Annotated in this window: 13 protein-coding genes; all 13 read left to right on the top strand. The window is 71.3% G+C overall.

The window, feature by feature from the left end; genetic code table 11:
• Positions 1-21 precede the first annotated feature (21 nt).
• The 13 genes from MICNX66_RS10635 to cmk all read left to right on the top strand — a co-directional run bounded on the left by MICNX66_RS10635 (position 22) and on the right by cmk (position 11,888).
• The gene (locus MICNX66_RS10635) at positions 22-201 is read left to right on the top strand and encodes a hypothetical protein (protein ID WP_187661855.1); all 180 of its coding nucleotides are present in this window, start codon (positions 22-24) and stop codon (positions 199-201) included.
• Complete coding sequence (locus tag MICNX66_RS10630) at positions 198-995, top strand: TlyA family RNA methyltransferase (protein WP_187661854.1); 798 nt, start codon at positions 198-200, stop codon at positions 993-995. Before MICNX66_RS10635 ends, MICNX66_RS10630 begins: the two co-directional genes overlap by 4 nt.
• Entirely contained in the window at positions 992-1,912 is a 921-nt protein-coding gene (locus tag MICNX66_RS10625) for an NAD kinase (RefSeq protein ID WP_187661853.1), read from the top strand. Before MICNX66_RS10630 ends, MICNX66_RS10625 begins: the two co-directional genes overlap by 4 nt.
• A complete protein-coding gene (gene recN / locus MICNX66_RS10620; protein ID WP_187661852.1) occupies positions 1,909-3,591 on the top strand; it encodes a DNA repair protein RecN in 1,683 nt (560 codons plus the stop codon). Before MICNX66_RS10625 ends, recN begins: the two co-directional genes overlap by 4 nt.
• A 26-nt stretch (positions 3,592-3,617) precedes the next feature.
• Positions 3,618-5,312 (top strand): CTP synthase, encoded by a 1,695-nt coding sequence (locus MICNX66_RS10615; RefSeq protein WP_187661851.1) that lies wholly within the window; start codon positions 3,618-3,620, stop codon positions 5,310-5,312.
• Positions 5,305-5,901, top strand: a complete 597-nt coding sequence (locus MICNX66_RS10610; RefSeq protein ID WP_232089047.1) for an NUDIX domain-containing protein — start codon at positions 5,305-5,307, stop codon at positions 5,899-5,901. The genes MICNX66_RS10615 and MICNX66_RS10610 overlap by 8 nt, the downstream gene beginning before the upstream one ends.
• A 2-nt stretch (positions 5,902-5,903) precedes the next feature.
• Positions 5,904-6,806 (top strand): site-specific tyrosine recombinase XerD, encoded by a 903-nt coding sequence (xerD, locus tag MICNX66_RS10605; protein WP_187661850.1) that lies wholly within the window; start codon positions 5,904-5,906, stop codon positions 6,804-6,806.
• A 164-nt stretch (positions 6,807-6,970) separates the two neighbouring features.
• The gene (locus MICNX66_RS10600) at positions 6,971-7,804 is read left to right on the top strand and encodes a ParA family protein (RefSeq protein WP_164498181.1); all 834 of its coding nucleotides are present in this window, start codon (positions 6,971-6,973) and stop codon (positions 7,802-7,804) included.
• Positions 7,788-8,657, top strand: coding sequence for a segregation and condensation protein A (locus MICNX66_RS10595; RefSeq protein ID WP_187661849.1), 870 nt, complete (start codon positions 7,788-7,790; stop codon positions 8,655-8,657). The genes MICNX66_RS10600 and MICNX66_RS10595 overlap by 17 nt, the downstream gene beginning before the upstream one ends.
• Complete coding sequence (gene scpB, locus MICNX66_RS10590) at positions 8,647-9,270, top strand: SMC-Scp complex subunit ScpB (protein ID WP_187661848.1); 624 nt, start codon at positions 8,647-8,649, stop codon at positions 9,268-9,270. Before MICNX66_RS10595 ends, scpB begins: the two co-directional genes overlap by 11 nt.
• Positions 9,267-10,064, top strand: coding sequence for a pseudouridine synthase (locus tag MICNX66_RS10585; RefSeq protein WP_187661847.1), 798 nt, complete (start codon positions 9,267-9,269; stop codon positions 10,062-10,064). Before scpB ends, MICNX66_RS10585 begins: the two co-directional genes overlap by 4 nt.
• Positions 10,061-11,197, top strand: coding sequence for a prephenate dehydrogenase (locus MICNX66_RS10580; RefSeq protein ID WP_187661846.1), 1,137 nt, complete (start codon positions 10,061-10,063; stop codon positions 11,195-11,197). Before MICNX66_RS10585 ends, MICNX66_RS10580 begins: the two co-directional genes overlap by 4 nt.
• Positions 11,190-11,888: a (d)CMP kinase gene (cmk, locus tag MICNX66_RS10575; RefSeq protein ID WP_187661845.1), complete on the top strand. Its 699-nt coding sequence runs from the start codon at positions 11,190-11,192 to the stop codon at positions 11,886-11,888. Before MICNX66_RS10580 ends, cmk begins: the two co-directional genes overlap by 8 nt.
• Positions 11,889-11,905: the final 17 nt, after the last annotated feature.

The following is an 11,905-nucleotide window of genomic DNA, read 5'->3' as shown; positions in this document are numbered from 1 at the left end:
GGCGCCGCGTACAGTGGAAGCGTGAGCGACGAGACGACGACCAGCGCGCCGACGGACGGCCTGTGGAGTCGTCTGCGCCTGATCGAAGGACAGCCGCTCTCCGCACGCGCGGACTTGTACTCGGCCCTGCACGATGAACTCTCTCGACGGCTCGAGAGCGGATCCCGGCTGGAACAGCGGGAGACTCCGGGACCACGATGACGCGACTCGACGCCGCCCTCGCCTCCCGAGGACTCGCCCGTTCGCGCACGCACGCCGCCACCCTCATCGCCGACGGTCTCGTGAGCGTCGACGGTCGCCCGGTCGTCAAAGCCTCGACCGCGGTCGGCGAGGAGAACACGATCACGGTGGCCGGCGCCGACCACTACGTCAGCCGCGGCGCGCACAAGCTCATCGCCGGGCTCGACGGCTTCACCATTCCCGTGCAGGGGCGCCTCGTGCTGGACATGGGAGCCTCGACCGGCGGCTTCACGCAGGTGCTGCGGGAGCGCGGCGCGCGGCGCGTGCTGGCTGTGGACGTCGGTCACGGCCAGCTCGCCCCGTCGATCGCGGCAGACCCCGGTGTCACCGCGGTCGAGGGCTTCAACGTGCGGCACATGACCCGTGACAGTCTCGCCGCGGCGACGGGGGAGTCCGCCTCGCCCGACCTGGTGGTGGGCGACCTCTCCTTCATCTCGCTCGAGCTCGTGCTCCCCGCGGTGGTCGCCGTCGCGGCGCCGGGTTCCGATGTCCTGCTGCTCGTCAAACCGCAGTTCGAGGTCGGCCGGACGGCGGTGCGCGGCGGTCTCGTCACCGACCCCGCCACCCGTGCCGATGCCGTCGCCCGGGTGGCGTGGAGCGCGTGGGACGCGGGGATGGGGATGGCGGGGATCGTCTCTTCCCCGATCCTCGGAACCCACGGCAATGCGGAGTATCTCGTCCACCTCGTGCCGGGCGGCGGCAGCAATCCGACAGAATGGATGGACACCATCAACCGGCTGGCAGGGGGACGATGAACGAGCGCAGGATCCTGGTCGTCGCCCACGCGGGTCGCGTCGACACCGTCGCGGCCGCCCGCCGGGTGATCGACGCCCTCCGCGGCGCGGGAGTGCGCCCCGTCCTGGCGGCCGACGACCACGCGGAGCTCTCCGCGGTCGATGCGTTCTTCGCGGACGTCGAGGTGCTGGATGCCTCCGCCGGTCCGGCGTCCCTCGAGCTCGCGATCGTGCTCGGCGGCGACGGCACGATCCTCCGTGCGGCGGAACTCGTCCGCGACAGCGGTGCCCCGGTGCTCGGCATCAACATGGGCCACGTCGGCTTCCTCGCGGAGATCGACCGGGACGACATGGACGACGCGATGCGCCGCGTCATCGCCCGCGACTACGAGGTCGAGGAGCGCCTGGCGCTGTCGGTGCGGGTGAAGGACGCCTCGGGCGACGTCGTCTTCGAGACCTGGGCTCTGAACGAGGCGACCGTCGAGAAGGCGAGCCGGGAGCGCATGATCGAGGTGGTGCTCGAGATCGACGGGCGGCCGCTGTCGAGCTTCGGCTGCGACGGCATGGTCGTCTCCACCCCGACCGGCTCGACCGCCTACAACTTCTCCGCCGGCGGCCCGGTCATCTGGCCGACGGTCGAGGCCATCGCCGTCGTCCCGCTGTCGGCCCATGCCCTCTTCGCCAAGCCGCTCGTGGTGAGCCCCGACGCGGCCGTGGCGATCGAGATGCTGGAGCGGACGGACGGCTCCGGCATCCTCTGGTGCGACGGCCGTCGTTCCCACGACCTTCCGCCGGGTGCCCGCGTCGTCGTCCGTCGTTCGTCGCGCCCGGTCCGCCTCGCGCGACTGCACCCCACCGCGTTCACGAATCGTCTCGTCCGCAAGTTCCAGCTGCCCGTCGAGGGATGGCGCGGACAGGAACGGAGGAGCGAGGCATGATCGAGGAGATGCGCATGCAGGGGCTCGGCGTGATCGCCGATGCCGTCCTGCCGCTCGGGCCCGGCTTCACGGCCATCACCGGCGAGACCGGAGCGGGCAAGACCATGGTGGTCACCGGTCTCGGCCTGCTTCTCGGACAGCGCGCCGACTCCGGCGCCGTGCGCAAGGGCGCGGCGCAGGCGTCGGTGGCCGGTGTGTGGATCGTGCCGGAGACCGGTGAGGTCGCCGACATCGTCGCCGAGGCCGGGGGAGAGCTGGAGCCGGCAGGCGCCGGGACTGCGGAGCTGTACGTCTCGCGCACCCTCAGCGCCGAAGGCCGCAGTCGTGCGAGCGTCGGCGGCCGCGCCGCACCGGCGGGTGTGCTGTCCTCGCTCGCCGACGAGCTCATCGTGGTGCACGGACAGTCCGAGCAGCTGCGGCTGCGATCGGCGGCCGCGCAGCGCGACGCCCTCGATCGCTTCGGCGGCGAGGCCATCGCCCGGGCGCTGGAGGAGTATCAGGCCGCGTTCGAGCACTGGCGCACGCTCGACGCCGAGATCGTCGACATCACCGCGAACCGCGACCGGCGCGCCGAGGAGGCCGCCCGGCTGCGGGAGGACCTGGCCCTGATCGAAGCCACCGCTCCCGAAGAGGGTGAGGATGAGGAGCTGACGGCCCGCGCCGAACGCCTCGCGAACGCGGAGGAGCTGCGGCTCGCGGCCGCCCTGGCCCACGGCTCCCTCTCGAACGAGGAGGGCGAGCCCGATGCGTCGGCGCTGGTCGCGGAGGCACGCCGGGCGATCGAGCGCGTGTCGGACCCGAAGCTCGCCGAGGTCGCCGAGACCCTGGCCGACATCGGCTACCGGATCGCCGACGCCGCCGGCGTGCTCTCCGGCTTCCTCGCCGACCTCGACGAGTCCGGCCCGCACGAGCTGGCAGCCGTCGAGGAACGCCGGGCCGCGCTCGGCGTCCTCATCCGTCAGCACGGTTCGCTGGCGGAGGCGCTGGCACTGTGGCAGACCGGTTCCGCACGGCTGGCCGAGCTCGACGATGACGGGGAGCGTCTGGAACGCCTCACCGCCGAGCGCGACGCGGCCAGGGCGGAGCTCGACGCCCGCGCCGACGCCCTCACCGCCGCCCGGAGCGAGGCCGCCGTCCGGCTCGGCGAGGCCGTGACCGCCGAGCTCCACGCGCTGGCGATGCCGGACGCACGCCTGGAGGTGTCCGTGGCGCCTGGTGCCGAGAGCACCCACGGGCGCGACGACGTCGCCATCCTGCTCGCGCCGCATCCCGGTGCCGAACCCCGCTCCGTCGCCAAGGGCGCGTCCGGCGGCGAGCTGTCGCGCGTGATGCTCGCGATCGAGGTCGTCATCGCGGCGACCGACCCGGTTCCCACCTTCGTGTTCGACGAGGTCGACGCCGGCATCGGCGGTGCCGCGGCCATCGAGGTCGGTCGGCGACTCGCCCGACTCGCCGAGAAGTCGCAGGTGATCGCCGTCACCCATCTCGCGCAGGTCGCCGCCTTCGCGAACAACCACCTGACCGTCGTGAAATCGAACGACGGCGCCGTCACCGCCTCCAGCGTGCGGCGGCTCGACGGGGAGGAGCGCGAGGCCGAGATGGCCCGTCTGCTCTCCGGACTCGCGGATTCCGATGCCGCACTCACCCACGCCCGTGAGCTTCTCAGCCTCGGCGTCTGAACGAACTGTTAGGATAGAAGCCCGTGATGAACTCTTCTTCTGCGGGGCCCAAGAACGACACGACCAAGCACATCTTCGTGACTGGTGGTGTCGTTTCGTCTTTGGGCAAGGGGCTCACCGCGGCCAGCCTGGGCAACCTCCTGACCGCCCGCGGACTCCGCGTGGTCATGCAGAAGCTCGACCCGTATCTGAACGTCGATCCGGGCACCATGAACCCGTTCCAGCACGGCGAGGTCTTCGTGACCGACGACGGTGCGGAGACCGACCTCGACATCGGTCACTACGAGCGCTTCCTCGACATCAACCTGTCCGAGGCGGCCAACGTCACGACCGGTCAGATCTACTCGCAGGTGATCGCGCGGGAGCGCCGCGGCGAGTACCTGGGCGACACCGTGCAGGTCATCCCGCACATCACCGACGAGATCAAGCGCCGCATGCGGCTGCAGGCCACAGAGGACCCGCGTCCCGACGTGATCATCACCGAGGTCGGCGGCACGGTCGGCGACATCGAGTCGCAGCCCTTCCTCGAGGCGGCCCGCCAGCTGCGTCACGAGCTCGGTCGCGACAGCGTGTTCTTCGTGCACGTCTCGCTCGTGCCGTTCATGGGGGCGTCCGGCGAGCAGAAGACCAAGCCGACCCAGCACTCGGTCGCCGCGCTCCGTCAGGTCGGCATCCAGCCGGATGCGCTCGTGCTCCGCAGCGACCGCCCGGTGAGCGCGAGCAACCGCAACAAGATCGCCCTCATGTGCGACGTCGATGTCGAGGGTGTCATCAACACCGTCGACCTGCCGAGCATCTACGACATCCCCTCCACCCTCAACGAGCAGGGCCTGGACTCCTACATCGTGCGCCGCCTCGGTCTCGACCAGAAGGCCGACGACGTCGACTGGACGCGCTGGAACAAGGTGCTGCACGCGGTGCACAACCCCAAGCACGAGGTCACGATCGGTCTGGTCGGCAAGTACATCGACCTGCCGGACGCCTACCTGTCCGTGACCGAAGCCCTCAAGGCCGGCGGCTTCGCGCAGGAGACCAAGGTCAACATCCGCTGGATCCCATCCGACCTCTGCGAGACGCCCGAGGGCGCGCAGGAGCAGCTGGCCGAGCTCGACGGCATCTGCGTGCCCGGCGGCTTCGGCATCCGCGGCATCGAGGGCAAGCTGGGCGCGCTGAAGTTCGCCCGGGAGCAGGGGATCCCGACCCTCGGCCTGTGTCTCGGCCTGCAGTGCATGGTCATCGAGTACGCCCGCGACGTGGCCGGTATCGCCGGAGCCTCGTCCAGCGAGTTCGATCCGGACACCGCGGAGCCCGTCATCGCGACCATGGCCGAGCAGATCGAGATCCTCGACGGCGGCGACCTGGGCGGCACCATGCGGCTCGGTCTCTACCAGGCCGCTCTCGCCGAGGGCTCGCTGGCGCGCGAGGTCTACGGCGCCGCCGAGGTGTCCGAGCGTCACCGTCACCGCTACGAGGTGAACAACGCCTACCGCGATCGCCTGTCGGAGGCCGGTCTGGTGTTCTCGGGCCTCAACCCGGAGCTGGATCTCGTCGAGTACGTCGAGCTGCCGCGCGACGTGCACCCGTACTACATCGCCACCCAGGCGCACCCGGAGCTGCGTTCGCGTCCGACCGACCCGCACCCGCTGTTCCGCGGTCTCGTCGGCGCGGCCATCGCCCGGCACCGCGCGAGCGAGCTGTTCGACGTGCCCGTCGATGAGTGAGCAGGGGATGGGCGCGACGGACGAGTCGCTGCGCGACGAGTCCTTCGAGCCGGAGGTCCTGAGCAGCGACCTCGTCTACGAGGGCTACGTCTGGGACGTGCGCTCCGACCGGGTCCGGTACGGCGACGGCGAGATCGTGCGGCAGTACGTCGCCCATCCCGGCGCCGTCGCGATCCTCGCGCTGGACGACGAGGGGCGGGTGCTGCTCATCCAGCAGTACCGCCACCCGATCCGCCACCGCGACTGGGAGCTGCCGGCGGGCCTCCTCGACATCGAGGGGGAGGAGCCGATGGTGGCCGCCCGTCGCGAGCTCGCGGAGGAGGCCGACCTCGTCGCCGCCCACTGGGAGCCGCTGGTGTCCTCGTGGACGACGCCCGGCGGCAACGACGAGCTCATCCGGGTGTTCCTCGCGACCGGGCTCTCGGCCGCCGAGACCGCGCACGACCGCGAGGACGAGGAGGCGGACATCCGGCTCGCCTGGGTGCCGCTGGAAGACGCCGTCGCGGGAGTGATGGCAGGACGCCTGCGCAACGGCATCCTCTCCATCGGCGTGCTGGCCGCGGCGCAGAGGCTGCGCGACCGAGGCTGAGGATGCTGCTCGATCGCGCTCTCGACGCGTATCTGCGTCACGTGACGATCGAACGCGGCCTGAGCGCGCACACGGTCGGCGCCTACCGGCGGGACCTCGAGGGCTACCGGGACTGGCTCACGGCGGAGGGGATCGACGACACCGCGGACATCACGTCCGTGGTGGTCGACCGTTTCGTCGCCGACCGTGCCTCGGCGGAGCCGCCGCCCGCGGCGACGAGCCTGGCGCGCCTGCAGTCCTCGGTGCGCGGCTGGCACCGGTTCCTCGCCCGGGAGGGCATCGAGGCGGACGATCCGACCGGACGCCTCCGCCCGCCGAAGACCCCGCGCCGGCTCCCGAAAGCCCTCACGATCGACCAAGTGGAGCGGCTGCTCGCCGCGCCGTCGGCCGAGGAGCCGCTCGGCATCCGGGACAGGGCGCTGCTGGAGCTTCTCTACGCGACGGGTGCCCGGGTGTCGGAGGCGGTCGGGCTCGACGTCGACGACATGGCGCACGGCGAGGTGCTGCGCCTGCGGGGAAAGGGCTCGAAGGAGCGCATCGTCCCCGTGGGGTCGTATGCCCGCGCCGCGGTCGACGCGTATCTCACCCGGGTCCGCCCGGGCCTCGCGGCGAAGGGACGTGCGTCGGCCCGGCTCTTCCTCGGCGCGCGGGGCGCTCCGCTCTCGCGGCAGAGCGCCTGGCTGGTGATCCGTTCCGCCGCGGAGCGCGCGCAGCTCACCGCCGAGGTCTCCCCGCACACCCTGCGGCATTCGTTCGCGACCCACCTCCTGCAGGGCGGTGCCGACGTGCGCGTGGTGCAGGAGCTGCTGGGGCATTCCTCGGTCGCGACGACGCAGATCTACACCCACGTGTCGGTGGACGCCCTCCGCGACATCTACGCGACCTCGCACCCCCGGGCACGCTGATCCCGCGCGGATCCGCGCCTCCTCCCGAGGCGGCCCGCCGCGCGCCGGGACGGCCGGGGAACGCATGGCCGCTACAATCGAGCAAGCACGAAGGAGCAGGAGAACCGGTGGCTGAGAAAGCGGCGAAGTCCAGGGCGAAGGCACAGAAGGCCGACGACACTCCCATGGGACCCACCGGCCGTCCGTATCAGGGCTTCCCGATCCCGGCGCCGCTGAAGTCGCACGGCCCCGCGCGCATCATCGCCCTCTGCAACCAGAAGGGCGGCGTCGGCAAGACGACGACGTCCATCAACCTCGCCGCCGCCCTCGCGGAGTACGGTCGCAAGGTGCTCGCGGTGGACTTCGACCCGCAGGGCGCCCTGTCCGCCGGTCTCGGCATCCAGACGCACGACGTGCCGACGGTCTACGACCTCCTGCTCGACACGAAGCGCGACGCCCACGACGCGATCGTGCACTCGAACGTGCCGGGTCTCGACGTCCTCCCCGCGAACATCGACCTCTCGGCCGCGGAGGTGCACCTCGTCAACGAGGTCGCCCGCGAGACGATCCTCGCCCGCGTGCTCCGGCAGGTGGCGGGGGAGTACGACGTCATCCTCATCGACTGCCAGCCGTCGCTGGGCCTGCTGACCGTGAACGCGCTGACGGCGGCGCACGGCGTCATCATCCCTCTCGAGTGCGAGTTCTTCGCGCTGCGCGGTGTCGCGCTCCTCATCGAGACCATCGACAAGGTGCGCGATCGCCTGAACCCCTCCATCGAGATGGACGGGCTGCTGGCGACCATGTACGACCCGCGCACGCTGCACTCGCGCGAGGTGCTCGAACGCGTCGTGGAGGCGTTCGGCGACGACGTGCTGGAGACCGTGATCGGCCGCACCGTGAAGTTCCCGGACGCGTCGGTCTCGGGTGTCCCGATCACCGAGTTCGCTCCGGAGCACGCGGCCGCACAGGCATACCTGCGGCTGGCCAGGGAGCTGGTCGCCCGTGGCGCCGTCGCCTGACGAGCTCGGAACCGCTGAGGGCCCGGCACTCGCCGACGCCGTCGACGCTGCGGAGGCTTCCTCCGCCGACGACGCCGGTTTCCGGGTCTCGCTGTCGAACTTCGACGGCCCCTTCGACCTCCTGCTGACCCTCATCTCCAAGCACGAGATGGACATCACCGAGGTGTCGTTGAGCGCCGTCACCAACGAGTTCATCGCGTACCTCGCCGACCTCGAGGACGAGGAGGAGCTGGACCAGGCGTCGGAGTTCCTCGTCGTCGCGGCGACCCTCCTCGACATGAAGGTGGCGGGTCTGCTGCCGCAGGGCGAGCTCGTCGATGCCGAGGCCGTGGCCCTGCTCGAAGCGCGCGATCTGCTCTTCGCCCGTCTGCTGCAGTACCGCGCGTTCAAGGAGGTCTCCGCGTGGTTCGCACGGTGCCTGCAGCGGGAGGACCGCCGCCACGTGCGCGCGGTGCCGCTGGAGGAGAAGCACCGGAAGCAGACACCCGAGCTCGTCTGGTCGCTCACGACCGACGACTTCGCGGCTCTGGCACTGCTGGCCTTCGCACCGAAGGAGATCCCGCACGTCGGGCTCGACCACCTGCACGCGCCCCTGGTCAGCATCCGCGAGCAGGCCGCGATCGTCGTCACGCTGCTGCGCGGCACCGAGTCGCTGAGCTTCCGCGAGCTCGTCGCCGGCGTCACCGAGCCGGGCATCGTCGTGGCCCGCTTCATCTCGGTGCTGGAGCTGTACCGGCACGCGGCGCTGTCCTTCGAACAACTGGAACCGCTCGGGGAGCTGACGCTCCGTTGGGCCGCCGACTCCTGGTCGGACGAGACACTCGCGACCCTGGGGGCCGACTATGACCGATGACATGACCGAGACGGAAACCGGGCTCCGCGAGGAGCCCGACGCCGTGACGGGTGCCGAGTTGCCCCTCAGCGAGCGCGTGGAGGCGATCCTCTTCATCGTCGACGAGCCGATCGGCCTGGTGGCTCTCGCCGCGGCGGTCGGCGCGCCGGTGCCCGCCGTCCGGCAGACGGTCGAGTCGCTGGTCGAGGACTACGACGGCCGGGGCGCGGGTCCGCGGCGCGGCTTCGAGCTGCGGGAGGTCGGCGGCGGATGGCGGCTCTACGTCCGCGAAGACCTGGATCCGGTCGTGGCGGAGTTCGTCGGCGGCCAGGCTCCGGCCCGGCTCTCGCAGGCCGCGTTGGAGACGCTCGCGGTGATCGCCTACAAGCAGCCCGTCACCCGCAGCCAGGTCGCCTCGATCCGCGCGGTCAACGTCGACTCCGTGGTCCGCACGCTCCTCGCACGAGGCCTGATCACCGAGCTCTTCGCCGACTCCGAGACCGGGGCGATCAACTACGGCACGACCGATGCGCTCCTCCAGCATCTCGGCATCAACTCTCTGGATGAGCTTCCGCCGATCTCGCCGCTCCTCGATGACGGCGCCGACGGCTTCGACGAAGGGACGGTCCGATGACCACCGACGCCCACGATTCCGCAGCCCCCGAGGGCGTCCGACTGCAGAAGGTGCTGGCAGCCGCCGGCGTCGCGTCCCGTCGGGTCGTCGAGCAGTACATCGTCGAGGGGCGTATCCGCGTGAACGGCCAGGTGGTCACCGAGCTCGGCCGCCGCATCGACCCGGAGCGCGACCTCGTCGACGTCGACGGCACCGCGGTGCAGCTCGACGTGTCCAAGCGCTACGTGATGCTGAACAAGCCGACGGGCGTGGTCAGCAGCATGCGCGACGAGAGCGGCCGTCCGGATCTCCGGCGCTTCACGAAGGACTACGAGGAGCGGCTCTACAACGTCGGGCGCCTGGACGCCGAGACCAGCGGCCTGCTGCTGCTCACCAACGACGGCGAGCTCGCGCACGTCCTCGCGCACCCGTCCTTCGGCGTCACCAAGGTCTACATCGCGAAGGTGGAAGGGACGGTGACGGCGCAGACCATCTCGAAGCTCACGAAGGGCATCGAGCTGGAGGACGGCCCCATCGCCGCCGACAGGGCCCGCCTGCTGGACACATCGGCGGGCTCGAGCCTCGTCGAGCTCACGCTGCACTCGGGACGCAACCGGATCGTGCGTCGCATGATGGCCGCGGTCGGTCATCCGGTCACCGAACTGGTGCGGCGGCAGTTCGGTCCGCTGCACCTGGGAACCCTCCCGGCGGGCCGGACGCGGGAACTGAGTAAAATCGAACTCGGCGCGCTGTTGACCCTCGCGCGCCGGGAATCCGGTGTCGCCGAGGCGCCAGGCGAGCAGGAGAGCGAATGACCCAGACGACGAGTGCGCCCGCGGCGCGGAAGGCCGGTGCCGTCGCGCCGCGCCTGTCCGGCACCGTGCGCATCGTCGGCGCCGGGCTGCTCGGTGCCAGCGTCGGCCACGCGCTCCGCGCGAAGGGCATCGACGTCGTCCTCACGGATGCGTCCCCCGCGCAGCTGCGCCTCGCCGTCGACTACGGCGCCGGACGCCTTCCGCAGGATGACGACGCCCCGGTGCTCGTCGTCGTGGCCGTGCCGCCGGATGTGACCGCCGACGTGATCCAGGCCGAGCTCGAGCGCTACCCCGACGCCGTCGTGACGGATGTCGCGAGCGTGAAGCTGGAGCCGTTCCGCACGCTCCGTGACCGCGGTGTGAACCTCGCCCGCTACATCGGCTCCCACCCGCTCGCCGGCCGGGAGCGCGGCGGGGCGATCTCGGCGCGAGCCGATCTGTTCATCGGACGGCCGTGGGTCGTGTGCCGCGACGAGGACACCACCGCGCGGGACCTCGCGCTGGTCGAGGCGCTGGCTCTCGATGTCGGCGCGATGCCGCTGGAGATGACCCCCGAGGAGCACGACCGCTCCGTCGCCCTCACCTCGCACGTGCCGCAGGTCGTCGCGAGTCTCCTCGCCGGGCGTCTCGCCGGGGCCGAGGAGGGCGCGCTCCGCCTGGCAGGGCAGGGCGTGCGGGACACCACGCGCATCGCCGCGTCCGCTCCCGAGCTGTGGGTGCAGATCCTCGGCGCCAACGCCGGTCCCGTGGTCGAGATCCTCGACGCGCTGGCGACCGATCTGAGCGAGGTCGCCGATGCGCTGCGCGCTCCGGGCGCACCGGGTGCCCGTCGCGTGCTCGCGGAGACCATCCGTCAGGGCAACGACGGCGTCGAGCGCCTCCCCGGCAAGCACGGACAGAACCGACGCTTCGAGACACTGGTCGTCATGGTCGACGACACCGCCGGTCAGCTGGGGCGCCTGTTCGGCGAGCTCGGCGAGCTGGGCGTCAACGTCGAGGACCTGCGGCTGGAGCATTCTCCCGGCGCGCAGTTCGGCCTCGCCGAGATCAGTGTCGACCCCGCGGCGCTGCACGGCGCGATCACCGGGCTCCAGGAACGCGGCTGGCGCATCGCAGGGAACACCAATGACTGACACCTCCACCGTCTCCGCCACGAAGTTCATCGCCATCGACGGTCCCGCCGGGTCCGGCAAGTCGAGTGTGTCCAAGGCGATCGCGCGTCGCGAGGGCTTCGGCTACCTCGACACCGGGTCGGCCTACCGGGCTCTCGCCTGGCACGTGCTCGATCGCGGCGCGGACACCGACGACGCGGAGGCCGTGCGCGCCGCGGCCGCCGACTTTCCCGTCCGCCTCGGCCTCGACCCGGATGACCGCACGGTACGTGTCGGCGACGTGGACGTGACGGAGGCGATCCGCGAGCCCCGCGTGTCCGGCGCCGTGAGCGGCGTGGCGCGGGTGCCCGAGGTGCGCACCCAGGTCAACGAGCTCTTCCGGGCACTGGTCGCTGAGGCGCCGTACCCGGCCGTGGTGGTCGAAGGCCGCGACATCACGACCGTCGTGGCACCCGATGCGCCCGTCCGCATCCTGCTGACCGCCGCACCGGAAGTGCGTGCCGCCCGCCGCGCGGGCGAGCTCGCAGGCGAGAACGCCGCCGCCGTCGCGGACGCCCTGCACAAGCGCGACGCCTCCGACAGCGCGGTCGTCGACTTCCTCAACGCCGCGGAAGGCGTGGAGGTCGTCGACTCGACCGCACTCGATTTCCCCCAGACCATCGACGCCGTTCTCTCGGTGATCGAACGACTCCGAGGAGCACACCGTGGCTGACGACGAATACGAAGGCG

Source organism: Microbacterium sp. Nx66 (assembly GCF_904066215.1).
GTDB classification, from domain to species: domain Bacteria; phylum Actinomycetota; class Actinomycetes; order Actinomycetales; family Microbacteriaceae; genus Microbacterium; species Microbacterium meiriae.
The sequence above is the reverse complement of the archived record's forward strand: the minus strand, read 5'-3'. Positions and strand labels throughout refer to the sequence as shown.